The sequence below is a fragment of the Paenibacillus praedii genome (assembly GCF_049725345.1).
GTDB lineage: Bacteria > Bacillota > Bacilli > Paenibacillales > Paenibacillaceae > Pristimantibacillus.
This window is the reverse complement of the sequence record NZ_JBMWAM010000018.1, coordinates 33,729-59,339: the sequence shown is the minus strand read 5'-3', so window position 1 is coordinate 59,339 and position 25,611 is coordinate 33,729. Positions and strand designations below refer to the sequence as shown.

Here is a 25,611-nt window from a genome sequence, read left to right as displayed (position 1 = left end):
TAAAAATAAAAAATATTAAAGGAGTGTTTTTTTCATGTCTATTATCGTTGATGTTTACGCACGCGAAGTACTGGATTCCCGCGGGAATCCAACTGTAGAAGTAGAAGTTTCCCTTGAGTCCGGCGGCAAAGGCCGTGCAATCGTTCCATCCGGCGCTTCCACTGGCGCTTACGAGGCTGTTGAGCTTCGTGACGGCGACAAATCTCGTTACCTCGGGAAAGGCGTTCTAAAAGCTGTTGAAAATGTGAACACTGAAATCGCTCCTGAAATCATCGGCCTGGATGCTCTTGACCAAGTAGCCATCGACCGTAAAATGATCGAGCTAGATGGTACTCCGAACAAAGCTAAGCTTGGCGCTAACGCTATTCTAGCGGTATCGATGGCAGTCGCTCGCGCAGCTGCTGACGCGCTTGATGTTCCTCTTTACACTTACCTTGGCGGATTCAACGCTAAGACGCTGCCGGTTCCAATGATGAACATCATCAACGGCGGCGAGCACGCAGACAACAACATCGACGTTCAAGAATTTATGGTTCTTCCTGTCGGTGCCGAAAGCTTCAAAGAAGCGCTTCGTATCGGCGCTGAAATCTTCCACAACCTGAAAGCTGTATTGCATGACAAAGGTCTTAACACAGCTGTAGGCGACGAGGGCGGCTTCGCTCCTAACCTTGGTTCCAACGAAGAAGCAATCACAACCATCATCTCTGCTATCGAGCGCGCAGGCTACAAGCCAGGCGTTGACGTATTCCTTGGAATGGACGTTGCTTCTACTGAATTTTTCAAAGACGGCAAATACGTGCTTGCAGGCGAAGGCAAATCGTTTACACCTGCTGAGTTCGTTGACCTTCTTGCATCATGGGCTGACAAATACCCAATCCTTACAATCGAAGACGGCTGCTCCGAAGATGACTGGGATGGCTGGAAATTGCTTACCGAGAAGCTTGGCAACAAAGTACAGCTCGTTGGTGACGATTTGTTCGTAACGAACACAGAGCGTCTGTCCGATGGAATCGATAAGGGTGTAGGTAACTCCATTCTGGTTAAAGTTAACCAAATCGGTACGCTTACTGAAACTTTCGATGCGATCGAAATGGCTAAACGCGCTGGTTATACAGCAGTTATCTCCCACCGTTCCGGCGAGAGCGAAGACAGCACAATTGCTGACATCGCTGTAGCTACAAACGCTGGCCAAATCAAAACAGGTGCTCCGTCCCGTACGGACCGCGTTGCGAAATACAACCAATTGCTTCGCATTGAGGACCAGCTTGGTTCGACTGCTCAATATGCGGGCAAAAAAGCATTCTACAACTTGAAAAACTTCAAATAAGACGTAACTGCTTCGGTTTGGCGGTTTGTTGTGAAGAGCGTGTTCCTTTGGAATGCGCTCTTCTATTTTTATTGCTTATAGCTAGAATTTAGGATTGTCCTATTGTCAATCCGATATGGCTATGATACAATCTAACTACGTGTTTTTAACGGAGCTCCTATGCTGGAGGTGGAATAAATGGAAATCTTTTTGAAGATCTTGCTCGTTTTGTTCTCTGTCGGCCTAATTGCTGTCGTATTGCTGCAAAAAGGAAAAAGCGCAGGCTTGTCCGGTGCAATCACGGGCGGTGCTGAGCACTTGTTCGGCAAACAGAAGGCGCGCGGTTTGGATTTGTTCTTACAGCGTCTGACGGTTGGTTTGGCAGTAGGCTTTTTCGTTTTGGCGTTGATTGTTTCTTATTTCGTTCAACAATAATGAACACACAGGCAAAAAGCGGGGGAAATTCCCCGCTTTTTTTGTTTTTTCCGGATTCGGACGGATGCTCTGCTTCCATTTCGTGTATACTACATGGTATATAATAATCTATCAACCTGCTGCAAGCGAAGCTATAGTAGTCTGCCAGGTGCACAAGGGGACAATGCAATCATGAATATGGACGAGCAGGGGCTGCTTGATTTTATGCGTGAGTCGGCGTATAAGCCGATGAGTTACCAAGAGCTTGAGCGGCATTTTGGAATTGAGGATGCGGAGGAATTTAAGCAATTTCTGAAGCTGCTCAATAAGCTGGAGGACGAGGGGAAAATTATTCGAACGCCCAGTGAGCATTACGGCGTGCCGGAGCGTATGAATCTGCTGCGGGGCAGATTACAGTCACATGCGAAGGGATTTGGCTTTCTCATCCCAGATGAGAAGGACCATCCTGACGTTTATTTGCATGCGAATGATTTGAAGAGCGCGATGAACGGGGATACGATTCTCGTTCGCATTACGTCGAGGAGTGAACAAGGCGGCCGAATGGAGGGAGAGGTCGTTCGGATTGTTGAGCGAGCGATCACGCAAATCGTCGGAACGTTCGAGGATCATGAGACGTATGCTTTTGTTGTGCCGGATGATAAGCGGATTAATCGGGATATTTTCATACCGAAGGGCGGCTATCAAGGAGCGGTTTCCGGCCAGAAGGTCGTCGTGCGCATTGTCACGTATCCGGAGGGACGTTCTGCGGCTGAAGGGGAAATTGTCGAAATTTTGGGACATAAAAACGATCCCGGCGTCGATATTCTGTCGATTATCCGCAAGCATCAGCTGCCGGAGGGCTTCCCGGAGGATGTCATGGCGGAGGCGGAAGCAGCGCCAGATTCCATCACAGAAGAGGAAATCGTCCAGCAGGGCAGACGCGATCTGCGCGGCGAGGTGATCGTTACCATCGATGGCGAGGATGCCAAGGACCTGGACGATGCTGTGCATGTGAAGCGGCTCGAAAACGGAAACTACTTGCTGGGCGTGCATATTGCCGATGTTGGTTATTATGTGAAGGAGAATTCCGCACTGGACCAAGAGGCTTTCCGCAGAGGCTGCAGCGTTTATTTGGTCGATCGTGTTATCCCGATGCTGCCGCATCGTTTGTCAAATGGGATCTGTTCCTTGAACCCGCAGGTTGACCGTCTAACGCTCTCGTGCGAGATGGAGTTCGATGCGCAATCGCTGAAGAGGGTCCGGCATGATGTATTTACGAGCGTAATTCGTACGAAGGAGCGCATGACGTATACGAATGTGCGCAAAATTTTGACAGCAACAGAAGAGGAGCCGCAAACGGAGCTTAAAGAACGTTACGTCGATTTGCTGGACATGTTCGAGCTGATGGAGGATTTAGCGATGCGTCTGCGTTCGAAACGGATGAAGCGCGGCGCGATCGATTTCGATTTTCAGGAATCCAAGGTCATCGTCAATGAGGAAGGCAAAGCGGTTGATATTATCAAACGCGAGCGTTCGGTCGCCGAGCAAATGATTGAGGAGTTTATGCTCGTTGCCAATGAGACGGTAGCGGAGCATTTCCACTGGCTGCGCGTACCGTTCTTGTACCGGATTCATGAGGACCCGGATCAAGAGAAGCTGCTTAACTTTATTCGTTTTGCGGCAAATTTCGGTTATGTAGTGAAGGGGAAGGGCAACACGGTTCATCCTCGCGCGCTGCAGTCGCTGCTTGGAGAAATTCAAGGGACGAAGGAAGCGACAGTGATATCGACGGTGATGCTTCGCTCAATGAAGCAGGCGAAATACGACGCTGAAAGCTTGGGTCACTTCGGGCTTGCGGCTGAATTTTATTCGCATTTCACTTCGCCGATCCGCCGTTACCCGGATTTGGTCATTCACCGCGTCATTCGCGAGGTGCTCGCAGGCGGCGGCCAATTGACGGATGCGCGTCATGACTACTTGAATTCCCGGATGCCGGATATTGCGCAGCATTCCTCGGAACGCGAGCGCGTGGCGGTTGATGCCGAACGGGACACGGAGCAGCTGAAAAAATGCGAGTACATGCTGGATAAGGTCGGCGAAGAGTTCGAAGGAATTATTAGCAGTGTGACAAGCTTTGGTATGTTTATCGAGCTGGACAACTCGGTAGAGGGGCTCATCCGTTTAAGTGATTTATCCGATGACTACTACCATTTCCATGAACAGCATATGATATTGGTCGGCGAGCGTACGTCTAAGGTGTATCGTATCGGCGACGAAGTGAAGATTCGCGTATCGCGGGTTAGCATGACGGAGCATACCATCGACTTCGAGATGGTTGATATGAAGCCGCGCAGCGGCTATAAAGGCGTGATCGACGGAGGCTCTGGCGGCGGTGCGCGCAGCGGAAAAAAACGAGGCGGATTTGGCGGCGGCGGAGAACGAGGCCGCGGTGCGAATGCCGGTGCAGGCCGTGGTGAGCGAGGCCGCGGAGCGGGTGCAGGCGCAGGCGGAGCCGATCGCGGAGGCCGGGGCGGCGGGCAAGGCGGCGCCGTTGCTGGCAAGCGCGGCAAGCGCAGCGGAGGCGCAGCCGGAAATGAGCAGGGAAATCCGTGGCTCGTCGAGAGCGGAGCGGGCGGTAAGAAGCGCGGCGGAGCTGGACGCGGCGGCAGATCTGGCGGAGACGAGCGTGGCGCTGGCGGAGCGGGTATTGTTGAGCAAGCCAATCCGTGGCGCAGCGATCTTGGTCAGGGCGGCGAGCGAAGCGGCGGTGAGCGGAATCGCGGCGAAACCGGCGGTGGCGCGGCGCGCACGGATATGTGGGGGCTGCCCATCCGCGAGAGCGGCGGGGCTGTCCGTGGCGGCAGTGGTGGTAGCGGTGGCGCGAAGCGGAAGAGGACGTCGCAGAGTGGCGTGTTTACCGGGGAGCGTCCAGAAGGAGCGCCGAGCCCAGAAGGCGGCGGAGGCGGACAAGTTAAGAAGAAGCGGAAAAAGAAGAACGCAGGCGGTGGAGGCGGCAACGCCACGGCAGCTTTTGTTCGCAAGAATAAAAAATAAATAACGGTTACGGCGGTTCTAAAGTTGCTTGATTAGGACCGCCGTGTATTGGACAAAATGGGAAAATATATTTAAGCTTGTCTCTTGCTTTTTATTTGCAGGTATAGTAAACTCAAAGAAATCGATAATATGAACCTGAATTCACATATTGAAAAGGGTGTCATTATAGTCATGAAACCCTTTCCAATGTGTGAATTTTTTGTTTTAAGAACGAAACAGGCGCATATTAATATTATTTTTGGAGGTTTTACACATGCAACAAGGTACAGTTAAATGGTTCAACGCTGAAAAAGGTTTCGGCTTCATCGAAGTTGAAGGCGGCAACGATGTATTCGTACATTTCTCCGCAATCGTTGGAGACGGCTTCAAAACTCTTGAAGAAGGCCAACAAGTTGAGTTCAACGTTGTTCAAGGCAACCGTGGACCACAAGCAGAAAACGTAGTTAAGCTGTAGTAGCTTGCTATCGTTGATCAAACAGCTCTTAACCTTTATGGTTAAGGGCTGTTTTTGAATCCACAAAGCGGCGAACTTGACGACCGAGCGTTCCATCAATGTCGTAATCGACTCTTCCGCCTTGTCTTGCACCGGTTCCGGGATGGACGAGTAGGGCGAGCGCCTCTTCCGGGTCCTTGACTTCATCAAAGGCCCGGTGGAAGGTCACTGGACGCTCTCCAGCGGCCTGTAGCAGCTTTTCCAGTGCATTCTGATTAATTGGTACCGTTTGCATTATCATACACGAAGGATTACGATCAGCGCCATGGGAGGCCGCTGTAACAACATCGTTCGCAGTAGTGGCAATGACTTCGAGCAACATGGGGTGATCTTCTTTTTATCAAAATATGCAGGACGCCAAGAGGTTGCTGAACCTTGATTTCCGATCATAAAGTTGTTACAATGAAATCCTGTATAGCTTGCAACAACATTTTAACGTAATAAAGTCGAGGTGACCAGCATGGGTAAGAAAAGTGAGAATAAGCAGCTTGCTCAGAACAAAAAAGCTTCCCATGACTATTTCATCGAGGAAACCTTCGAAACCGGAATGGTGCTCTTGGGTACAGAGATCAAATCGCTGCGAAACGGAAGGGCGAATATAAGTGATGCGTTCGCTACGATTCGTAATGGAGAGATCTTCATTCATAACATGCATATCAGTCCGTTCGAGCAAGGGAATATGCATAACCCGACAGATCCGACTCGTGCACGCAAGCTATTGATGCATAAGTCTCAAATTCACAAGCTTTTAGGCCTCTCCAAGCAAGAGGGTTATGCGATTGTGCCTTTGAAGATTTATATCCGAAATGGCTTTGCCAAGCTTCTGATAGGACTCGGTAAAGGTAAGAAGCAGTTCGACAAGCGCGACACGGCAGCAAAGCGCGATGCGCAAAGAGACATCCAGCGTGCGCTTCGTGAAAAGCAGAAGGTAGCTCGTTAAATAATTTTTTTCCATGGTTGAAGGCATCCATTGTTACCAATAACAAATATGCGCGTAAACCAGCCATTCGTGTTATACTAAAGCAGTAGCAACGGCAATACAAACAAAGCAATGAGCATTCGTGCTTAACAATCGGAACGGTTAGCGGATGATCTTAAATGGATCTTCAGCGTTCCTTAATCCTTAAAGCTTCATTCGAGCTAAACGGTAGTGCCGCAATGCAGCTAGTCGTTTATGCTAAAATGGGGGCGTTTATGGATTCGACGGGGATTGGACGAGCGCGGGTTGCGGGTAGTGGGGACGCGTCCGCTTCATCAACGCTAAAGCCTATTAAACGGCAAACAACAAACAAACTACGCTGTAGCAGCTTAATAACCTGCACACGTGCTTCTACCCTGTATCGCCCATGTGCCGGGATAGGGGCCCAACTTTAGTGGGATACGCTGTCACATCTCCGCCTGAGGTGTGCTGAAGAAGACAATCAGGCTGACCCGAAGGGAATCCGGTTACGGGGAGTTCCTAGGGTGACATCAAAACCGTGACTACACCCGTAGAAGCCTGTGTGGCGTGATCTTCGGACAGGGGTTCAAATCCCCTCGCCTCCACCAATACCATCAGAAAAGCGACCGTGTCAGGTCGTTTTTTTGCGTTTTTGTATGCGTTGAGGTTGGTAAAACCGCGTGGTTGCTGGAGATTTGGCTGTTGAGTCGTCGAAGAAGAAATATTTCTGATGGTGTAGGGTGTGGTACCACTCCCAATAGGAGGTTTTTTCCTTACGTGAAAGAGCCCTAAAGGAAATAGGAGAGAAAGTGGGCGTAGCCATTCATCCTCACCAACTGCGAAACAACTTTGCGAAATACTAAGTAAGAAATTTTGCAAGTATGTTGGCTGGCGTAAGGAACGTGTGGAGGAGATCTTCACCAACAAGTTGCGGACGACGCTGCTGCGGCTGTCGATGGATAAGGAGCAGGAATTAATTATGGTATCTTCGAACCTATAGGGTATCTCAGTGCCGGAGGAATACATTGCATTTGCAAGTTGGCAACGAAGTTTGTATCTGACTACGCAGATACAGAAAGAAAGAGTTGTTGTTGGATAAGACGATGGTAGCAGAAATATAGACCATAAGTAATGAATTCAGCCGACAATTCCCTTTACAGTTTTTGGGCAATATGCGAATATGTATGTATACATATGTGATACCGAAAGAACTGATAATATTGTCGGCTGACTCTTGTATAAAGAGAGAAAGCACACTTAAATAGACATCAAGAACTCTGAATAATGTTTCTTTACATGTTCTTAGAATGAACATATAGAGTATTAGGGAATGAAATGCTTTTTTTACATCTGAATTCAATAGTGATTGGAAATAGATAGATAGTATGGCGGCAGATAGGTGGTGATTGATTCCATCTTACTTAAGATATCGATTATTCCTAGAAGAAAGACAATATTCATGCAGATTCGCAGGCTAATGGAACTATTGGATTATTGGTATTTAACAAGAAGTTGAGATGACTTTGCTTAACAGAGCTCTATAAACATCTTATATTCTTCTTACACTCTCACAGATGGTTTTTTCTTACAGTGTTTTGTAAAAGCTATTTGTTTATTGAAAGGCAAGATAGTTTTTGAGCCTGGGGGATGAGAAATTGCAGATTAATTTAAAAAAATACATTCAAAAAACAGTTGAACTAATGCGTTCTACTGGTAGCTGGGTTGAACTTCCGGATAAGCCTTTTGATTTTGTTATTGATGCTGAGGGTATAATTAGAGAGATTAGAATCAGAAAGAAAGTAATGAAAACTAGAGACAATTGTCAACTTAAGTATTCGGAAGAAGGTTTAGTACAAGATGAGTATTATGATATTGTTTCGCACTCATATCATTTTGAAGGTAGAACTTGTACAACAAAAATTTTAAAGCCATTCAGAATTGATTTAGATAAGAGTGGGAATTTACACGCAAACCATGATGATGTTGACCCCACAATTCCACATCAACTCAAGTATCCCGAGCATATCAGACTTGAAATTATAAATTACTCTTTACCAGTCATGATAGCTGTTTCAAATGAGTATTTAATCGAAGGTGCATATCCGCTCAATAATGATTTTGCAAGTCATTACAATGATATTCAAAATTTAATACGGAAGGAGATTATTTAATATGAACGACAAATTGGGGTATTCACAAAGTATATATTATTATAATGAAGAAGGAAAAGTTAATATTGACAACACTATTGATTTGGTTATAGAGAGAGCTGTACAAAATGAAATAAAGAAGGTATTGGTTTTCACGACTGATGGAGTTTCAGCTATAAAATTAAAAGACTTAATAGTCAGTAAAGGACATTCAGACATTGAAATAATTGCTGTAGCCTTTCCGCAACACTTTACTGTAACTGTTGATATTGAGGGAGAGAAACAAAAGATTAATCCGCCGACATCGGATAGAAGCGTTAAAGATATGCTTCAATCCAAGAGTATTCCTCTTGTTCAAGGGATTATGGCTTTTGAAGACATTATTATTCCAGGAGTTAGGGATATTAAACTCAACACTATAGAAGAAACGCTGTCATTATTTTCTGGAGGATTAAAGCTGTGCATTGAAGCAATATTAATGAGTTGTGATAGTGGCTACATAGAACAAAACGAAGAAGTAATATCAATGAGTGCAGATACTGCAATAGTAGCAACAGCTTGCAAAAAACAATGGCTGTTTCATCCAAGTCAAGGATTAGAGATAAAAGAGTTAATATGTAAGCCTAGAAAATTCACTATTAGTAAGAAAAAGAACTAGTTAAAAACAAAAGAGAGGGATTTTTCCCTCTCTTTTTCTTCGTGATTATTATCTTGTCCCTCATTAGTTGAAAAAAAGACGCCTTCATCATCAAACGAAACTATTTGTTCATCTAAATTACCACCGTATTGTATTACTTTTTCAATATGGTAAATCCAATCTTCGATGTCAGGAATAACATTTTTGAGAATACTTCCAAAATCCTGAACCGAATAGTACCAATAAATCGTTCTAGAATTGAACTGAGGATACATAGCTTCATATTGCCTCAGAACACTTTGTGAATGATTTGGTTCAACAATTACGTTAATATAATCCCCAAATTCCATAAAGTCATCAATTCTCATCTAGAACACCTACTTTCAGTTTGTTTCTCCATAATAATAACAAGACAATCCCTGAATTGCAAATATTGAAGGCGTTATCACTTAGTTTCTCCAATATCTATACACTTTATTCGACGTCGACGTTGATTATGAATTAAAGCAGTGAGTGAAAAACAATTCTTATAACTTGTAGTAATAGTACACTGATCTTGAGTTCGTTTAAGTATAAGTTAAAGTGAAACAATTGTGCAATCATTTTTCTGTGTAGACCTTATGAAGCTCACTTTAAATCCACGTTTAGGGTAATGTGCCAGCGGGTAGCAGGGAGTCGTCTGCTTCATCAACGCTAAAGCCTATTAAACGGCAAACAACAAACAAACTACGCTGTAGCAGCTTAATAACCTGCACACGTGCTTCTACCCTGTATCGCCCATGTGCCGGGATAGGGGCCCAACTTTAGTGGGATACGCTGTCACATCTCCGCCTGAGGTGTGCTGAAGAAGACAATCAGGCTGACCCGAAGGGAATCCGGTTACGGGGAGTTCCTAGGGTGACATCAAAACCGTGACTACACCCGTAGAAGCCTGTGTGGCGGGATCTTCGGACAGGGGTTCAAATCCCCTCGCTATTCTGAACCCTTGTCCAGTCAAAACCACAATAAATAATGCTGGACAAGGGTACAATTTTTATTTTAATTTGAATCTCAGTTTCTTCTACAGATGTAATAGTAGCTTCATTGTCTTTGAAAGGAGAGTATGAAGCTTCTATTTCTTTCGCAAGGTATTCCAGAAAGCTCGAATTCCCTCAACTGCTGCGTCGGCAACTTTGTCCGTCACATCTACAAATGAGCGTTCAAAATTTCCGCCTCCAGCACGAAGGTTATAATATATATTTTTTTCTTCTTCTGAAAATTTATAAGTTTTACAACCCCAGCAAACTTCGGGCAACCTTGCGATATTAATTCGAATATACATATGATTACAATTTGGACACCATAAAACTGACCGTTCAAAATCAAAAATGGCCCGGACGTTGCCCAATGATGATTTTTCGGGTTGAATCTTCTTAGTACGTTGTTGTGTGCGAAAACTGCGGAAAATTTCCCTATTAAAGGATAGGTCATGTCCACAAGTACAATTTTGTGGCAGTCTTTGATCTGGTTCTGTCTTCTGATATTTTTTAGAGCATTTACCACACATTACAGTAGAATTGATGTAATCTATAATATTTTGCAAGATGGAGCCTCCTCTGCTTTTGGTGAGAGTTTTTTAATCTTAGAGAATTATAGCAATCCAGGGCAAAATAGTATAGATTTTATTTAACAGTAAAAGTCTAAGAAGGAAAATAAGTAAGTGATTGGGGGATTATTCAAGATGGTATGGGAAGATGAATATGGGTATGGGGATTTTCTAAACGTAGTCTTTGTGGATAGGGATAAGACCGATTATAGTGTTTACTTTGACCTTCGTGAAATGCCAAATCCACAAGAACAAAAAAGAGCCCATGTTGTATGGGCAAGCAAACAAGCATTTAAGGATAAACTGAAGAAGTGGGAGAATATACTAAGGGATGATTTTCGTAAGAAAGCAGGGATGACAGAAAAAGATACAGAATATTGGTTTAAGAGTTCGTTTTACAAAACGGTAATTACAAAATATATGTTCCCATTATTTTGCATGCAATTCTATTATTGTTTATCAGATAGTGTAACGAATAATTTAGTGAAATTTGATAGAAATAAGCTAATGAAGGAAATGGAAGTAGAAGGTACGGAGTTCTTTAAATATTTAACCGCAAATCTTTCTGAGGATATGATGAAGAAAATTGTTGGACCTGTTATGAAATCATTTATGTCGGATGGATATTATGATGGACAATCATATGCTGCAAAAGATGCGCTCGATGCAATAATGGGTAAATAGACAACTCTACATTGAAGGTTTAAGCGACCTCCCCAAACAACCTAAGCATCACACTCCGGCGAATTGTGGTTTTGCACAGCCACGGCTCGCATTTCTGAACCCTTGTCCATGCAAAACCACAATGGTTAATGCCGGACAGGGGTTCAGTATCGTTCAACTGAAATAAAAAGCTTCGCGCTTTCGGTTAGGTACGAGGATGATCTCGGTGTTAATGTCGGGCTCAAGACAGCTGCTGTAAAAGCGAGGCTCGATATTGGTGGAAATTTTGAGGACATCACGAGGGTTCGTCGTGTTGGCGCCTTATGTTAAAAAACCTAAGTAACATCGAGTAATTGTTGAGATTTTGATCCCACATAAGATTATCCTTTATAGAATAGACCAACGGTGTCAGAACTTTAACCAACCACATATTGAGGAAAGGTGATAGGTGATAGAAGTTGTTAAAGAATGTACTAAGGAAAATAAAGGGTAATAGATTGCTAGTTATTGCCCTCATTATTGCAATTCTGGGGTTTTTAAGTACTTTTTTTGTGAGACTAATCTTTCTAGGCCAATTGGAGTATTATGGAATAGTATCTGAAGGTAAGGCGAATATGGATATAGCAGAAAATCAATTGATTACAAGGGAAACAAAGGAGATAAAAGAAAGTAGGGAGACAGATACCACAAAAGAAATCAAGGAGACAAAGGAAACATATGAATCCTACTTCCCTGAAAAAGTAGATGACACAAATGGAACAAAGCAACCTTACACAAGTCATAAAGAACTAGGGCCTATAGGGGATTGGCTCGGTGGCTCTTCAACTCCTTTATTTACTTTAGCAAGTTTTATTGTATTAGTAGCTGCCTATATGTCACAAAGAAAGGAGCTGAAGTCTACACTAGAAGAATTTGATAGGCAGAATAAAACAATGTCTAAGCAAAGATTTGAAAACACATTTTTTCAGATGGTCTCACTTCATCATGAGATAGTAAATGCAATTCATTACAATGGAACTAAAACGGAAACTCTTGGTTTAACGAAAGTTAGTACATCAGTGGAACTAAATGGAAGGAAATATTTCAAATGGTTCGTTGAGCATAGCGGCGTTCTTAATAAAGACGAGCCGTACACCATAGAAGGATTGAAACAATTGTTTGCCTCTTCGTACCATGAGGACATACTAGGGCATTATTTCAGGAATTTATACCATATCTTTAAGTTAATTCATGAAAGCGAGGAATTAATAAAGAATGGTGAATCTAGAGGAAATGGAACATACGAAGAAAAGAAAAAGTATGTTAGAATTATCAGGGCCCAACTCTCTACACATGAGCTTGTCTTAATTTTATATAACTCTCTTACAGATGACGGTAAAGAGTTCCATGAGCTGATAAAAGAGTACCAGATACTGAATAATTTAAAGAAACAGTTACTTCCTGATGCATTACATGAAATATTCGAAGACATGGATCAATATTCGAAGCAATCGTCCTATCGATCTTAAATCTTAATTTAGAATTCAAGCCACCTCTCCGAACATCCGTATCAGCACATGACGGCGAATTGTGGTTTTGAACAGCCACGGTTCAGAAATATGAACCCTTGTCCAAATAAAACCACAATGGTTAATGTTGGACAGGATTTTATTGGTAATAATCATGACTACTAAGTAAACTTAACGAGGTGAGTCATTAGTTATGTTAAGTCTTGGGATTGATATTTCTAGTATTTCCGAAGCAAAGAGTGCTTTAGCTCTTAGCAGGCTTAATGGAGAGAAAATTGAAGTTGTGTTATTAAGCAGTTTGCCAGATGAGGGGCAAGCAAAACCTATTGCCCGTAAAATTTCCGGCAAAAATAATAAAGACTTAACAGCTATAGATTATGCTAATGCAACTAAGAATGTAATTGATGAATGGCTTAAATGCATTCAAAACGATTTTAATTGGGACATTGAGAAGCCAATTAATTGGTGTGTGGATACCCCTATAGATATCAGCGAACTTGTAAGCATTTTTTCGTTATCTCCAAATGAAATATATAATCACATGATTGATAAAAGCTATGGATTACTGAAGAGAAGATATATAGATCAATACACGAACGGTCTTTCATCTATTGGTGAGAGAATAGGGCATGTTTGGGTTCGTTTCCGGTCTTTATGGGCGGTTTCTCCGGAATACAAGGTAGGCGACAATCTTTTTGAAACTTATCCCAGGGGCTCCTTAAGGGAATTATTGAAAATACCCACTCTCAGTAGTCTTAATCAGGTAGGTTATGATGGGAAGATTGACTGGGACATAAATCAGTGGTGTAAAGGGCAGGACGGTTCTGATTTATTATTACAGAATACATTACTATGCGGTTTACAAGGAATGCAGGATACAAGTTTCACTTTTACTGATGATGATTTTGATGCCATAATATCTAGTTTAGCTGGTTTAGGAATAGATATTATGGACGAATTGAATCAATTTCAAAAGGAAGGTGCGTACTTACCCTGTGAGTTACCTTTAGGCTATCGGCTTGTAAAGAACAATTATTGGAATTCGATTGTTATCCTTAGAAAATATGAGCTTAATAAAGGAAATACTCCAGCGTTCAGTTAAAGTAGCTTAGGCAACCTCAACAAACATCTTCAATAACAAATGGCGGCGAATTGTGGTTTTGCACAGCCACGGTTCAGTTGCAAGAACCCTTGTCCGGTTAAAACCATAACTTTTAATGAGGGACAGGGGTTAGGCGTGGTTAGTTTGAAAGTCATTTCTGTAGTTTCGGATGACAACTGTCACAATAATTTTCTTTGATTTTGGTTCTTGTAAAGGCAATTTACAATTTGATGTGATTTTGGACAATCAGACCCTCATACATATGGACCATGGTTAGCTTCTACTATTGGAGGTGGCGTGCTATGGTCTTGAATGAGGGTATGTTTTCTTCATCGACTTATGAGTGGGAAACACCACAGGATTTATTTGATGAGTTGAATATTGAATTTAAATTTGACCTTGATGTATGCGCAACCGAGTCTAACAAGAAATGCGAGAGGTATTTTACGATTGCACAAAACGGACTTAGACAAGAATGGACTGGAGTCTGTTGGATGAACCCTCCGTATGGGAGGGGGATTCACAAGTGGGTTCAAAAGGCCTATGAATCATCCTTAAAAGGCGTAACGGTAGTATGCTTGCTACCTGCAAGAACTGATACGAAATGGTGGCATGAATATTGCGAAAAAGTGGATAAAAACAACGACATTCGCTTCATTAAACGAAGGATTAGATTTGGAGGTTCTAATGGTGATGCTCCTTTTCCTTCAGTTGTTGTTGTCTTTCGCGGAAGTAGTGGATCAAATTTATTAGTGTAATAGTTTCATTTGTTTTTTTAATTTTGCTTGGGGAAATGAAGAATTATAGACTTGATCTACATAGTCGTAGCTCCAAAATTTTACTCGATTTTTTAATTCCATAAAAATTTCTGAGTTAATTATTTCGTTAAATTGTTTTTTCTTACGATCCGGTGCAACAAATAACATTTGGGTAGTGAAGTCCCTAATTTCGAAAAACTTGGTGAGAGATCTCAAAAAGTCTGTTGAGTTCTCGATTTCAAATACATAAGCTGGAAAAGACAGTCTACTCTGATTCATCCATATTACATCAATGCTTTTTACCTTTCCCAGCACTTCCTCATAGGTGAAAGGAGGTAATGCCTCAAGAGTTGCAACCTTGCATAAAGGTTTATTAACAAATATTTTATTTTTGTCTTGTGGCGGAATATAAGTGCTATAGTCCATAAGATTTCCTAGTTCAACTAATAGCCCTTGATAATAGGAGTGGATACTTGGAGTAGATTTATCATAAACTTTTTTTTCTTGAAGTTCTTCAATATGTCTTGGTAACTTATCTTTGAATTTTTTTAAAGCCCATAGTCCTGGTCGTATATTGAAGAAATGGCCTGATGTTTGTACAATTCGACGAATACTTGCATCAGGAGTCTTTGTTTTCCAAACAACACCGGGAATAGTAAGTGCCTGGCAATAGAGTTCTTGTAATGTTGCAAAACCGCCTAAAAGTTCCACTGTTTCAATTACAGCTTCTGTTTGTGTCTTGTTTTCCATTCGAATAGACGTCCTTCAATGTATTTAAAATCTCCTCATCTTGTATTATTTGCATTTAGTTCATGCTTATACGTAGGAAGGGTCTGAAGGATTGGTAACTCTACGCCACCTCCCCAAACAGCTTGATCATCACACTCCGACGAATTGTGGTTTTGCACAGCCACGGTTCGCCTCCACCATGTAAAACCACATCCGCGTGAGGATGTGGTTTTTGCTTTGCTAAGGAGGTATTCGACTATGATAACCGTGCTCAATTTGGATGGCCAAAAACTCACCCCATGTCTGCCTCATCGGGCCTGGAGAGAAGTGAATCGAGCCCGTGCCTTGTGGATCGACGAGCAGACGATCCAATTGCTATACAACCCGTTTTCGTTTCGAGACTATCGAAAAGCAGCCTTAAAACGGGATCATTACCGTTGTTTGTGGTGTGGGCGTCCCGCAACGACAGTAGATCATATTGTTCCCTCAAGTAAAGGCGGCTCCGATCTTCCCGAAAACTTGCTCGCTTCTTGCATGGAATGCAACACGAAACGTGGAAACCGTTCAGCGTTCTCCTATCTTAAAGAAAAAGGCTTTTCCGTGCCTAATCTTATAATGCTCTGCTGCCGCCTCACGAAAGCCAGACATTACCATCGTCAAGTGAACGGGTGAAAGTGCGGCTGGAATCGTTATTTCTATCGCGCGTTCGACTCCCCCGGATAGAAGCAAGTTCTTCCCTATTTAAAGGATAAGAACTTGCTTTTTTTTGTTGAATAAAAACAAAAAGCGGCCTTTCCCAAGAGATAATGCCGGAAGCCTTCTATATGTTATGCTAAATTCTTTCTCATTGAAATCGAAATAGATCGGATTTATAGCGATCCTTCTTCGAGTGAGTTGCTTTGTTTTGTAGCATTTGTCCCTTACCATCCCCCTTGAGATATTCTGTAATTGTCGTCAAAATCCGACTTTATCCAAATTGTCCTATTTTGATTTTGCCTCATCGAGTTCGTTTTCCTTCTTATTGAGGACTCGGGCCCTTATCATCAAGAATAGGAGTTCGAAAGAGATGTCTTCTTTGCGATTTCTGCGATATTTTGATAGGCCTCATGGTCGTTATATAAGTGAATGATACGGTCCATTTCCACGTATATTGCCCTGAAAGATCCGGTTTGAAGGAGTTTATCGAGACGGACCTCTTATCGACTTTTCCGATAAGGTTGTGGATTTTTTTTAGTTAGATGAGCGTTCTGTTAATAGTTGAGGAAGGAGAATCGAGGATATTGTCGAATATAAAGAGAGTTTCGGGTAAAATATGGGACCATGGACTCATGCCATTGTCAAAGGAGTATCGACATCATGTTTAGTTATAGGAATCGGTTAGTAGTAAAGCTATCTAGTATTATTCTCATCATTCTCGTTGGCCTGTCCGCTGCCCTGATATACTTGCAGATACAGAATACCAAGAAGGCAAGTGAAGAAGCGATAGGAAATTTCAGTATGCATGTAGCGGAGGCCTATGCAGGACAATTCAATTTGAAGTCCTATGAGTCCTATTTGAATGATATCGGGGAGAACGATCTATATTGGAGCCTTCGTGAAGAATTGGATCGTTATCGCATGCAGATCGGCGCATTGTATGTATATACGGTAAAAGTTGACGACAAAGGGCAGCCCATCATTCTAATTGACGGTCAACCGCGCGGATCGGACTCAGCGTCTCCGATCGGCGAGGTGACAGATATGCCGCCGGAAGCGCTAGACGCGGTATTGAAAGGGAAGTCTGCCAAAACCGGCATTCAGCAAAACCCGGATTATGGAAGCTACATATCCTCTTATGCACCTCTTCACAATTCGGCTGGGGTGGTTATTGGGGCATTAGGAATCGATACGGATATATCTGTATCGGATACGATTTATCGGGAAGTCATTGATAAAAGTACACCGTTACTTGTCATGATGGGCGCACTTACGTTAATTGTTTTTATCTTAATTATAGGGTTGATGTCTCGTGCGTTGCGGCCTTTAGGAATTATCGTAAAAGGAGCAGAGGCCATTGCCCGGGGAGATCTGGCGGAAGCGAAAGCTCAGCTTGGTACCACACGATTAAGCTCGAAAGACGAAATAGGACAAGCATACTCGGCAATGATCAGGATGACGGAGAGACTTGGCGTCACACTCGGGGATGTAATTCACGATATGGCAATAACAACGCAGGATCTCGTACATTCTACCGATCAGTTCAAGTCAGAGACGAACCAATTGGTTACCCTCAACGTGCAGCTCGAGCAATCTATCACGGAATTGGCTGATGGAGCCCAGAATCAACGTTTAAATGCAGAGGAAAGCGCTAAATCGATGGGGGAGATTACTTCAGCTATCCATCGCGTTTCAGAAGCTTCAGCGAATGTTTCAAGCACTTCCAGTGAAGCGCTCGAAACGGCGGAGCAAGGAAGAAGCTCCATCCATCGGCTGGGGGAACAGGTGGCATCTATTTCCAATGCCGTGGAACAGACGACAAATTCTGTACAGGTTCTCAATACTTACATGGATGAGATTGAACCCGTGCTGACATTGATTACAAATATTTCTAGCCAAACCAAAATGCTGGCACTTAACGCTTCCATAGAGGCCGCAAGGGCGGGAGAGCATGGAGCGGGTTTTGCCGTCGTAGCGGGCGAAGTACGTAAGCTCGCCGAGACTTCTTCCGCTTCTGCGATGCACATCACTTCGCTTCTTCAGCAAATTCAACAGGAGGCAGCTCATATCGGCGAGAGGATGTTGGAGGAAGGCGAAGAAATGATCAAAGGAAGAGCGCTTTCGAACCAAGTGGAAGCGCTGTTCAACCACACGATTGATCAATTCATTGTGGTGAACAGTCAAATCCAAGAGATTTCCGCGGCTGCGGAAGAGGTTCTGGCCTCTTCAGAGGAGTCTGCCGCATCGGTAGACCAAATATCTCAGATATCAAAAGCTGCTGCGGAGAATGCGGCATCTATTCAAAGGATGTCGGCTCATCAGTTAGAAGCTGCGAAACGAATTGCCGAAACGACCGAGCTGTTGAAGGAGCGCAGTTCGGGTCTTGAAGCAGCGATCGTAAAGTTCAAACTCTAAAAAATTCGGCCGGATTGTGGATTTACCTGGCCACGGTTCGCCTCCACCATAAGAACCCTGACCGCACGAGGTCAGGGTTTTTTATTGTGGTGGAGCTTTATGCCTGAACGAAGACATCAGTGGAAGCTTAGTTCTGAATTCAAAATGATTAAACACGACTATAATAAACGGGCCTTATGGATGTATGGAAGATGTTTGTGAATTCTTGTCGAATCTATATAGTTAAGCAACCTAGAGGGACGATAGGCATTAATAATTCAAGTTAGGCGGTGTTGTTTTGGACTTCCTTCATGGTTCGACATATGAAGAGGATTATCAAGTTCGTACACTTGACAGCTCCCTCGCGAAGACCCTCTTTTGAGCCGTATTAATGGGTGCGCTGGGGCTATGAGTGGGAAGTAAACCGAAACTGGGGCCAAGGACATACGGAAGAGTTCAGCCTATGATTGCCTATTGGAATCGAAAAGTTTACGGCTATAATGGGGCAGATCAAGTGAAAATAATTGTGGAGTAGGAATATGTTTTTGGGTGACATCAAACTGTGACTACACCCGTAGAAAGACTGTGGCGTTGTTTTCGAACAGGCGCCGTCGTTTTCGATTGTTCTCTTTACTGATTTTCCAAATATCTCGAATAGACTCCTTGATACCCTAACAACTCGGCGAGTTTACCCAACGTTCCGCTTATGATTTTGGTTGCTCCTATTGGAATGCTGGCGTCATATCCGCCATGTTTGGCTAATGTTCTTAACGTAGCGGCTAACTGAAGCGGATTTTTGGGAAGCCCATCCTTGTTGACTTTGCCTTCACGAGCAAGCGCAGCGACCGTTGCGAACACGCCCAGCACCTCTTGCACGGCTTCAGGCGAATGCTTGTCGAATTCGTTTTTTTGCGTATAGACAAGAGGCTCGTTTCCTGCGCACCAAGGGTGTACGTGTTTCTGACCTGGCATAACGGTAAAACTTTCCCCAGTAGACGCTCGTCTTTCCGTGCCATTCACTTTATAAAAAGCTTCTCCCGACATGATTGTAAACGTCTCTGTCCAACTAAGATGAATGTGCTCCTTAATGTCAGGTTTTGATTTGGGCTGACACGTTACCTCTAGTAACCATCCCATTCCATTCGTCTCTTGATCGCTTTCTATCACTTTTGTTGACGAATGGGTTAAAGGATTTTCGATGATAAAATTAGCCTTAATCATGGACACCCTCCCAGTTATTAGTCAACGATATTATTACATATCAGAAAATTGTAGTCTATAGTACCTTCAAAATCATGGAAAATTCTTTTGTTCAACATGTCTGTCGGAAATACGAAGAGCATGGTGGAACTCGTTTATCCGAGATTGGTAGTGACTGCTCTTGTCACCGCCAGAGCCGATTGAAGGTTTTGTCCCGTAATCAGATTGCCATCCGCTTCATAGTGAGAAGTCCAATTCGGAACTATATTATAGTGCCGCGGGATCTAAGTCTCCTGAACGAGAAAATGAGAATGAACGGTGTTATCAAATTGGCGAACGATAAACGAAAGGTAATTCGTTACTCGCGTAAAGTTGGGCGAATGGGGAACAGTTTGGGTGTAAGCTCACTAAAAGCTTAGCGGTAAAGTTAAAATTGTCGCAAGGGGATGATAGAATTCATCGAAAATGAGGGCGGTGAAGTTGTGCTAAAAAAAGTCCGACAAGGTAAAACTGCCCGATAACGTCCGTCCTGAAGGCTTAAGCATTATTAGAATCCCTAGTCAAAAATCATTGTTTTCACAATGGAAATAATCTGCAAATGGAACGTAAATATGCAGTGGAGTTTATAGTCGATATAGCAAAAGGATTGCATACATTAGAAATTATCGCTCATAATCTAGTTGAACATTTTGCTGAAAGGTGATTTTTCGAGGCAGGCGCTGCTCGGGTGACATTAAAACTGTGACTACACCCGTAGAAAGCCGTGTGGCATGATCTTCGGACAGGGGTTCAAATCCCCTCGCTTTTGTGAACTCTAAAACCACAACTAATAATACTGGATAGGGGTTCAACGTGCTTGTGACTAATAGAAGTACCCTACTTACGTCATTGCGACGTTGATTGGTTACTTTTTCATTGTAAGTGAAGGAATTTGGAAGATTGAGTCGAATATTGATGTAATATTAATTGAGATGATAATCAGCGGGAAGGGACTGGCTTTTCCCCACTGGAATTTACTATTTTACATATAACAGTAAGGAGGAGACCATGCCTTTTCCAATAGAAGAGAAGTTTGTAGTAGCTGTCGCCTCAAGTGCCCTTTTCAACTTGGAGGAGTCCGACAAGGTATTTAAGGAAAAGGGAGAGGAAGAATATCGCCAATATCAACATGATCATGAACAGGATGTGCTAGAACCGGGAGTTGCTTTCCCTTTGATCAAACGTCTACTCATGATCAACGGTGATGATCCGGCCGACCAACCGGTTGAGGTCGTGTTACTGTCGAGGAACGATCCCGATACGGGTCTTCGTGTTTTCAAATCTATTCAACACTATGGACTTTCGATATCTCGTGCTGCATTCGTTGCAGGATCGAATCCATTCATTTACATGAATGCATTTAACGCTTCATTATTTCTTTCGGCAGATCCTAACGATGTGCGATCTGCCATTGAAATGGGCTTGCCAGCCGCCCAGGTGTTTCCTACTGGATTTGTTGATGATGAGAAAGAGTTGGAACTTCGGATTGCGTTTGACTTTGACGGTATTATTGCCGACGATTCAGCGGAAGGGATCTATCAGGCTCTTGGAATGGAAGGATTTCATGAGAATGAGAGGCAAAAGGCAAGCGAAGCTCTGCCGCCCGGACCGCTTTTCAAATTTTTTGGTGAAGTAGCCACTCTTCAGCAGCGTGAATGGAAGAAGAAGCAGAAGGATAATGCGTATTCCCCGCGTGTCCGGATAGCTATAGTAACGGCTAGAAATGCACCTGCACATGAACGCGTAGTAACGACGCTAAGAACTCTTGGCATACTGGTTGACGAAGCTTTCTTCCTGGGCGGAATAGAGAAGGGGAGAGTATTAAAGGTATTTCGTCCTCATATCTTTTTCGACGATCAGGTAGGTCATATTGAGGGAGTATCGAGTGTTTCTCCAACCGCGCATGTTCCTTTTGGGGTTGTCAATAAGGTTAAGTCGTTGACACCACCTCCCCAAACATCCTAACTAATACGCTCCGGCGAATTGTGGTTTTGCACAGCCACGGTTCAGTTTTTCGAACCCTTGTCCATGCAAAACCACAATTTTTAATCTGGATAGTTCGACACGATTCCAAGATGAAATTCTGAGCATAACTCACATATAGCGACGGTACGGTTGGTTGCGTTCATACGCTTCCTGCTGTACCGTCGCTTTTATATTAAACCTTTTTATGAGCTTAGAATCCCGTATTCTTAAAAACAGGCACTCGATAACCTGCTCTTACCCAATGTTAACAATTCTGCCCTCTGTCGCTTATTTATTCACTCCTTCGGCAACTTCTTAAAACAAGGGAATAGGACAATTCCCCCTTCTCATAAAGTTTTGATAAGACGAGGGGGGATTGTATTTGTATAATGTTGTCGACCTTTTTTGCGGTTCAGGAGGCTTTTCTGAAGGATTCAAGAAGGAAGGATTTAATATGTTGCTCGGGGTTGACAATGAGCATCACAAAGAAATAACTTACCGAAGTAATATAAAGCCAAAATACTTTCAGAAAACAGATATTTCTAACTTGCCCGGGTGGAAAATACGTGAAGTTGTAAAAAACGCCCCCATTGATGTTCTGATTGGCAGTCCGCCGTGTCGCGATTTCTCTCCTTCAATCCGTGGCCGGTGTTTTACGCTAACACCAACTAACGTAAGAAAAAGCCTTCCAGAGCATTTTATGAGGTTGGTTGTTGCATTGGAACCAACCTGGTTTGTAATGGAAAATGTGGAATCCTACTTTAAAACCATCGATGGTGAATTTCTTGCAAGGGCAATTCGTCCTTATGGTTATCACGTCAAGTTACACGTTTTAAACGCAGTAAATTTTGGTGTACCACAGTCGCGAGTTCGTGGATTTCTAATCGGGAACAATTTAGGCATTAAGCTAAATTTTGACCAAGTACCAAATGAACCTGTTACCCTTGAAGATGCTATCGGCGACTTGGTAGGTATGGAATCAAGCACGGATATTGAAATACAATTGCCTAAACCGATTACCGAATATCAGAGATCAAGACGCTGCGTGGGTAACAAGGTGTGGAATCATTACCCAACTAAACATAGGGAAGATGTCATCGCAAAGCTTGAGGAGACCAGCCCAGGGAAGTCGTGGGCAGGAACGACTAGCTTCCAAACTGAGGGCTCTAAGTTTTCTGGAGCATATTATAGACCGCACTACGACCGTCCCTCTCGTACGATAACGTCTAGATACGATGTTCCAACGGGTGACGGGGAAAGTGTCCACCCATTGCTTAACCGGTGTTTTACGCCAAGAGAAGCGGCTCGGATACAATCATTTGACGATTCATTCAAATTTTACGGTGGTAAGGTAGAACTTCGTTTGCAAATAGGTGATGCTGTTCCACCACTTGTTTCTCAAGCTATAGCTCGTACGATCCGACTACACATGGACAGCTAACATTGCTTCGCGTGAACTAAGAACTAGTTCTCTTATCAATCCTCCATCGTCTATGGAAGGATCCGTTAATGCAGTCTTCATCTTAAAGTGCAAGTGGTTGTTCACAGCTTCAATTGGTTTAATTCGGGGGTCCAGGCGACGGACATCGTCGTATAGACATTTAAATCCGAAGATGCAATGGCGGGCGTTTAGAGAATCGTAAGACCAGTCCAAATGAGCCAAAGCGACATTTGTATTTGGTAATTTTATAGTTAGATACCTTTTTGTGGGGGCGATCTCAAATTCGGCATCATAGTTCAAGTGCTCACCCACCATCAGTGCCAGCCTCTTCTTTCCGTTATCAAGGAGCAATCCTCTGCTTTCGGCCTTGAGCGTGAAATAAACCATAAATCTTTCACGTTCAGAAGACGTCGTAATTCTAAGAATTCTTTCCTCATGATGACGAATAATATTGCTCAAGTCACGTGGAAGATTTAGCCTCCCGTTCCTTAGTAAGGTATGATTTAAGATGAATGTGCGAGACAGCTCAGGCATCAATGCTGCTTTTTCTGTGGAATTATGAGCATTTCCCCAAAGGTCTGCACGATACATAACATTTGATAGATAATCATCTGTAAATCTCCCGTCCCTTATTATGTTAAACCTCATCCCAACCTCCAATATAAAATTTGCCAGATTAGTTCCAGAAATGATTTCCACTGTGGGGTCTGAGCAAGTTGCAGTTCCAAGGGCCAAGACAATCCTCTTACACTTTCCATCGGTAGGAATAAGATTCGGATAAGAAATTGAAGGGTCTTTCAAAAATGACACCAATGACGCATCAGATTTGTTTGCCATCGTTACTTGAATCAGGAAGAATTTTCTGCCATGATAATGCACATTTTCTTGTGGTATAACGATCGCATCAATGCCTTTGTCATTTTGTGATCTGGTTATAAAGATATTTTCATATTCGGTGTTATCCTTTAGACACCACATATCGGTCGCACAAATCTCAAACGCGTATGGATTATCGCTGAACACGTCTTTGACGTATTCGATGAACAAATCATAGTTAAATATCATCTCCGTCATCACCTGAGATAAATATCCCCATAATAGCCTCAAATTATGTTCAGTACGATTATTGAAACTCGGGGCGAAGCAGCGAAATGTTGCTGTGCCTTTTTTGCGTTCATAAGCACTGAATTCCGGCATGACATAGCATCGGAAACTCCCAGAAGCGGAAGCAGTCGGATTGGGAAAGTGACTTGAGGGCAGCGTTACGAGAAAAGATGAGAAAACAATTTAGAATTTTCTCAAATGCGGCTGATCATGGGAACCCATTATTGGCAAGGTACGATAACTAGGTGACGATTCTTTCCCGGCCAAATAAGCTTGTACAGCTTGAAGCTTCTCTTCAGTACTAAATTTAGCCATAAAAAAATGCACCTCCAACTGTTAGATGGTGTCTAACAATCGGGGTGCAGTTCAAAGCGCATGGGGTTCGGTGTTTTAGTTGTATGACCTGACACTTGATGAACTTTGTGTTGCCACTTCTGCGACTACGCAAACTGTTACACCAAAAACAGCACCAGCAATGAACCAACCCATAGTATGTCACTCCTTTAAAATTATTTCTTGAAAACGATAATTTAAGGTTCAGGATGTCTTAGTACTTATCTTTTTCCTTTAATAGTTAAGTACGTAGTAACGCCAAAAGTAACCCCCGCAGTAAATAGGGAAACTGGATCCATTCTATCACCTCCCCAAAAGTATACGTATAACTCTAATCCAATCGGGTTCTTCTCCCAAAATTAATAGAGGATCGGGTTTGATTTTCATCTGGACAAGCAGCTCCTTTAGCTAATTTATTTTTTGTTTTTGTTCTAATTTTTCGAACATTACCTCGAGGTTATCATCCAATAGCATTGTCTTTATAGCAGTAGAGATAGCGACTCCAATCACTGATCCTATAGCTTCAAAGACGGGGGCTAAACCGGGGGCTAAACCACTTCCTACTCCTGAATACAAGCAAAAAGGTTTATTCTGGAGGTTTTTACTCATTTCTGTAGAAACACTAGAGGCTAGTAATCTTTCGAAGCATAAATTTTTTTCGTCTGTTTGAGATTCGTTTTGGAATGACTTTCCTTTGCTTTCAGTAAAATTTTTGACTTCGTTCTCCGGAATGTAATAGGTTTTTCCGCTCAATTCCGCTGACAGTAATCCCGCACGTATCCATCTTCGGACTGTTTCTTCTGTTACTCCTAGTTCATCTCCGATCTGTTTTGTTGTAAATTTTTTCATTTATTTTTGTCAACTCCCATGGGTTGTACGGCATGGGGTCGCGGATCTAATTTATTACCCCTGCTTTAAGCATTATAGACAACATGTCATCTCCTTATACCTATGGTTAATATGTGTTTGTATTATTGATTTTCCTATTTAAGGGATGTATTGTGCATATTTGTAGTGTGTTTGTATTGTAGTACTACAACTTAAGCCACTTCCCCAAACATCCTCAGCATCACGCGGCGACGGATTGTGGATTTGCTAAG

Annotated in this window: 23 protein-coding genes, 2 other RNA genes and 1 pseudogene; 17 read left to right on the top strand and 9 right to left on the bottom strand. The window is 43.0% G+C overall.

Annotated elements, in window-relative coordinates; genetic code table 11:
* Positions 1-34 precede the first annotated feature (34 nt).
* The 4 genes from eno to ACO9K6_RS15995 all read left to right on the top strand — a co-directional run bounded on the left by eno (position 35) and on the right by ACO9K6_RS15995 (position 5,228).
* Positions 35-1,327 carry a phosphopyruvate hydratase gene (gene eno, locus ACO9K6_RS16010; RefSeq protein WP_424768557.1) on the top strand — a complete coding sequence of 431 codons (1,293 nt, stop codon included), beginning with the start codon at positions 35-37 and terminating at the stop codon, positions 1,325-1,327.
* A 177-nt stretch (positions 1,328-1,504) separates the two neighbouring features.
* The gene (gene secG, locus ACO9K6_RS16005; protein ID WP_424768556.1) at positions 1,505-1,741 is read left to right on the top strand and encodes a preprotein translocase subunit SecG; all 237 of its coding nucleotides are present in this window, start codon (positions 1,505-1,507) and stop codon (positions 1,739-1,741) included.
* A 171-nt stretch (positions 1,742-1,912) separates the two neighbouring features.
* On the top strand, positions 1,913-4,774 hold the full coding sequence (gene rnr, locus ACO9K6_RS16000) for a ribonuclease R (protein WP_424768555.1): 2,862 nt from the start codon (positions 1,913-1,915) through the stop codon (positions 4,772-4,774).
* A gap of 253 nt (positions 4,775-5,027) precedes the next feature.
* The gene (locus ACO9K6_RS15995) at positions 5,028-5,228 is read left to right on the top strand and encodes a cold-shock protein (protein ID WP_424768554.1); all 201 of its coding nucleotides are present in this window, start codon (positions 5,028-5,030) and stop codon (positions 5,226-5,228) included.
* Between the two features lie 28 nt (positions 5,229-5,256).
* Here the strand turns inward: ACO9K6_RS15995 and ACO9K6_RS15990 are convergent, their stop codons facing one another.
* A complete protein-coding gene (locus ACO9K6_RS15990) occupies positions 5,257-5,589 on the bottom strand; it encodes a copper homeostasis protein CutC (RefSeq protein ID WP_424768553.1) in 333 nt (110 codons plus the stop codon).
* 138 nt (positions 5,590-5,727) lie between these two features.
* Here ACO9K6_RS15990 and smpB point away from each other — a divergent pair, with 138 nt between their 5' ends.
* The 4 genes from smpB to ACO9K6_RS15970 all read left to right on the top strand — a co-directional run bounded on the left by smpB (position 5,728) and on the right by ACO9K6_RS15970 (position 9,015).
* The gene (smpB, locus tag ACO9K6_RS15985; protein WP_424768552.1) at positions 5,728-6,207 is read left to right on the top strand and encodes an SsrA-binding protein SmpB; all 480 of its coding nucleotides are present in this window, start codon (positions 5,728-5,730) and stop codon (positions 6,205-6,207) included.
* A 244-nt stretch (positions 6,208-6,451) separates the two neighbouring features.
* Positions 6,452-6,815, top strand: a transfer-messenger RNA (tmRNA) gene (gene ssrA / locus ACO9K6_RS15980).
* A 1,047-nt stretch (positions 6,816-7,862) separates the two neighbouring features.
* Entirely contained in the window at positions 7,863-8,378 is a 516-nt protein-coding gene (locus ACO9K6_RS15975) for a hypothetical protein (protein ID WP_424768551.1), read from the top strand.
* A 1-nt stretch (position 8,379) separates the two neighbouring features.
* Complete coding sequence (locus ACO9K6_RS15970; RefSeq protein WP_424768550.1) at positions 8,380-9,015, top strand: hypothetical protein; 636 nt, start codon at positions 8,380-8,382, stop codon at positions 9,013-9,015.
* On the opposite strand, the gene ACO9K6_RS15965 is transcribed toward ACO9K6_RS15970, so the two are convergent.
* A complete protein-coding gene (locus tag ACO9K6_RS15965) occupies positions 9,012-9,362 on the bottom strand; it encodes a hypothetical protein (RefSeq protein ID WP_424768549.1) in 351 nt (116 codons plus the stop codon). The genes ACO9K6_RS15970 and ACO9K6_RS15965 overlap by 4 nt on opposite strands.
* Positions 9,363-9,634: 272 nt before the next feature.
* Between ACO9K6_RS15965 and ssrA (ACO9K6_RS15960) the strand changes: the two genes are divergently transcribed.
* Positions 9,635-9,965, top strand: a transfer-messenger RNA (tmRNA) gene (gene ssrA / locus ACO9K6_RS15960).
* Positions 9,966-10,105: 140 nt separating this feature from the next.
* On the opposite strand, the gene ACO9K6_RS15955 is transcribed toward ssrA (ACO9K6_RS15960), so the two are convergent.
* Positions 10,106-10,576 (bottom strand): hypothetical protein, encoded by a 471-nt coding sequence (locus ACO9K6_RS15955; protein WP_424768548.1) that lies wholly within the window; start codon positions 10,574-10,576, stop codon positions 10,106-10,108.
* A gap of 138 nt (positions 10,577-10,714) precedes the next feature.
* Between ACO9K6_RS15955 and ACO9K6_RS15950 the strand changes: the two genes are divergently transcribed.
* The 4 genes from ACO9K6_RS15950 to ACO9K6_RS15935 all read left to right on the top strand — a co-directional run bounded on the left by ACO9K6_RS15950 (position 10,715) and on the right by ACO9K6_RS15935 (position 14,610).
* On the top strand, positions 10,715-11,263 hold the full coding sequence (locus ACO9K6_RS15950) for a hypothetical protein (protein ID WP_424768547.1): 549 nt from the start codon (positions 10,715-10,717) through the stop codon (positions 11,261-11,263).
* A gap of 437 nt (positions 11,264-11,700) precedes the next feature.
* On the top strand, positions 11,701-12,750 hold the full coding sequence (locus ACO9K6_RS15945) for a putative phage abortive infection protein (protein ID WP_424768546.1): 1,050 nt from the start codon (positions 11,701-11,703) through the stop codon (positions 12,748-12,750).
* Positions 12,751-12,943: 193 nt separating this feature from the next.
* Positions 12,944-13,852 (top strand): hypothetical protein, encoded by a 909-nt coding sequence (locus ACO9K6_RS15940; protein WP_424768545.1) that lies wholly within the window; start codon positions 12,944-12,946, stop codon positions 13,850-13,852.
* Positions 13,853-14,154: 302 nt separating this feature from the next.
* Positions 14,155-14,610, top strand: coding sequence for a DNA N-6-adenine-methyltransferase (locus ACO9K6_RS15935; protein WP_424768544.1), 456 nt, complete (start codon positions 14,155-14,157; stop codon positions 14,608-14,610).
* On the opposite strand, the gene ACO9K6_RS15930 is transcribed toward ACO9K6_RS15935, so the two are convergent.
* Entirely contained in the window at positions 14,602-15,360 is a 759-nt protein-coding gene (locus ACO9K6_RS15930; protein WP_424768543.1) for a hypothetical protein, read from the bottom strand. The two genes, ACO9K6_RS15935 and ACO9K6_RS15930, sit on opposite strands and share 9 nt — an antisense overlap.
* A 237-nt stretch (positions 15,361-15,597) precedes the next feature.
* On the opposite strand from ACO9K6_RS15930, the gene ACO9K6_RS15925 reads away from it, so the two are divergent.
* Entirely contained in the window at positions 15,598-16,011 is a 414-nt protein-coding gene (locus ACO9K6_RS15925; protein WP_424768542.1) for an HNH endonuclease, read from the top strand.
* A 684-nt stretch (positions 16,012-16,695) separates the two neighbouring features.
* Entirely contained in the window at positions 16,696-18,450 is a 1,755-nt protein-coding gene (locus ACO9K6_RS15920; RefSeq protein ID WP_424768541.1) for a methyl-accepting chemotaxis protein, read from the top strand.
* A gap of 609 nt (positions 18,451-19,059) precedes the next feature.
* Here ACO9K6_RS15920 and ACO9K6_RS15915 read toward each other — a convergent pair.
* Both ACO9K6_RS15915 and ACO9K6_RS15910 read right to left on the bottom strand, forming a co-directional pair.
* The gene (locus ACO9K6_RS15915) at positions 19,060-19,650 is read right to left on the bottom strand and encodes a cupin domain-containing protein (RefSeq protein ID WP_424768540.1); all 591 of its coding nucleotides are present in this window, start codon (positions 19,648-19,650) and stop codon (positions 19,060-19,062) included.
* Between the two features lie 134 nt (positions 19,651-19,784).
* Positions 19,785-19,889 (bottom strand): annotated as a pseudogene (locus ACO9K6_RS15910) (type 1 glutamine amidotransferase domain-containing protein); the annotation flags it as partial.
* Between the two features lie 787 nt (positions 19,890-20,676).
* Between ACO9K6_RS15910 and ACO9K6_RS15905 the strand changes: the two are divergent.
* Entirely contained in the window at positions 20,677-21,633 is a 957-nt protein-coding gene (locus ACO9K6_RS15905) for a 5'-nucleotidase (RefSeq protein ID WP_424768539.1), read from the top strand.
* Positions 21,634-22,015: 382 nt separating this feature from the next.
* Positions 22,016-23,074: a DNA cytosine methyltransferase gene (locus ACO9K6_RS15900; RefSeq protein WP_424768538.1), complete on the top strand. Its 1,059-nt coding sequence runs from the start codon at positions 22,016-22,018 to the stop codon at positions 23,072-23,074.
* On the opposite strand, the gene ACO9K6_RS15895 is transcribed toward ACO9K6_RS15900, so the two are convergent.
* The 3 genes from ACO9K6_RS15895 to ACO9K6_RS15885 form a co-directional block, all read right to left on the bottom strand.
* Positions 23,057-24,271 (bottom strand): hypothetical protein, encoded by a 1,215-nt coding sequence (locus ACO9K6_RS15895; RefSeq protein ID WP_424768537.1) that lies wholly within the window; start codon positions 24,269-24,271, stop codon positions 23,057-23,059. The two genes, ACO9K6_RS15900 and ACO9K6_RS15895, sit on opposite strands and share 18 nt — an antisense overlap.
* A 90-nt stretch (positions 24,272-24,361) precedes the next feature.
* On the bottom strand, positions 24,362-24,493 hold the full coding sequence (locus ACO9K6_RS15890) for a hypothetical protein (protein ID WP_424768536.1): 132 nt from the start codon (positions 24,491-24,493) through the stop codon (positions 24,362-24,364).
* A gap of 426 nt (positions 24,494-24,919) precedes the next feature.
* A complete protein-coding gene (locus ACO9K6_RS15885) occupies positions 24,920-25,360 on the bottom strand; it encodes a helix-turn-helix domain-containing protein (protein ID WP_424768535.1) in 441 nt (146 codons plus the stop codon).
* Between the last annotated feature and the right edge of the window lie 251 nt (positions 25,361-25,611).

Excerpts from the sequence above, each read along its gene's own strand:
- ACO9K6_RS15965 (WP_424768549.1), bottom strand. The coding sequence starts at position 9,362 with ATGAGAATTGATGACTTTATGGAATTTGGGGATTATATTAACGTAATT.
- ACO9K6_RS15925 (WP_424768542.1), top strand. The coding sequence starts at position 15,598 with ATGATAACCGTGCTCAATTTGGATGGCCAAAAACTCACCCCATGTCTG.
- ACO9K6_RS15895 (WP_424768537.1), bottom strand. The coding sequence starts at position 24,271 with ATGCCGGAATTCAGTGCTTATGAACGCAAAAAAGGCACAGCAACATTT.
- smpB (WP_424768552.1), top strand. The coding sequence starts at position 5,728 with ATGGGTAAGAAAAGTGAGAATAAGCAGCTTGCTCAGAACAAAAAAGCT.
- ACO9K6_RS15905 (WP_424768539.1), top strand. The coding sequence starts at position 20,677 with ATGCCTTTTCCAATAGAAGAGAAGTTTGTAGTAGCTGTCGCCTCAAGT.
- ACO9K6_RS15890 (WP_424768536.1), bottom strand. The coding sequence starts at position 24,493 with ATGGCTAAATTTAGTACTGAAGAGAAGCTTCAAGCTGTACAAGCTTAT.
- eno (WP_424768557.1), top strand. The coding sequence starts at position 35 with ATGTCTATTATCGTTGATGTTTACGCACGCGAAGTACTGGATTCCCGC.
- ACO9K6_RS15950 (WP_424768547.1), top strand. The coding sequence starts at position 10,715 with ATGGTATGGGAAGATGAATATGGGTATGGGGATTTTCTAAACGTAGTC.
- ACO9K6_RS15930 (WP_424768543.1), bottom strand. The coding sequence starts at position 15,360 with ATGGAAAACAAGACACAAACAGAAGCTGTAATTGAAACAGTGGAACTT.
- ACO9K6_RS15970 (WP_424768550.1), top strand. The coding sequence starts at position 8,380 with ATGAACGACAAATTGGGGTATTCACAAAGTATATATTATTATAATGAA.
- ACO9K6_RS15995 (WP_424768554.1), top strand. The coding sequence starts at position 5,028 with ATGCAACAAGGTACAGTTAAATGGTTCAACGCTGAAAAAGGTTTCGGC.
- ACO9K6_RS15935 (WP_424768544.1), top strand. The coding sequence starts at position 14,155 with ATGGTCTTGAATGAGGGTATGTTTTCTTCATCGACTTATGAGTGGGAA.
- rnr (WP_424768555.1), top strand. The coding sequence starts at position 1,913 with ATGAATATGGACGAGCAGGGGCTGCTTGATTTTATGCGTGAGTCGGCG.
- ACO9K6_RS15990 (WP_424768553.1), bottom strand. The coding sequence starts at position 5,589 with ATGTTGCTCGAAGTCATTGCCACTACTGCGAACGATGTTGTTACAGCG.
- ACO9K6_RS15940 (WP_424768545.1), top strand. The coding sequence starts at position 12,944 with ATGTTAAGTCTTGGGATTGATATTTCTAGTATTTCCGAAGCAAAGAGT.
- secG (WP_424768556.1), top strand. The coding sequence starts at position 1,505 with ATGGAAATCTTTTTGAAGATCTTGCTCGTTTTGTTCTCTGTCGGCCTA.
- ACO9K6_RS15920 (WP_424768541.1), top strand. The coding sequence starts at position 16,696 with ATGTTTAGTTATAGGAATCGGTTAGTAGTAAAGCTATCTAGTATTATT.
- ACO9K6_RS15915 (WP_424768540.1), bottom strand. The coding sequence starts at position 19,650 with ATGATTAAGGCTAATTTTATCATCGAAAATCCTTTAACCCATTCGTCA.
- ACO9K6_RS15885 (WP_424768535.1), bottom strand. The coding sequence starts at position 25,360 with ATGAAAAAATTTACAACAAAACAGATCGGAGATGAACTAGGAGTAACA.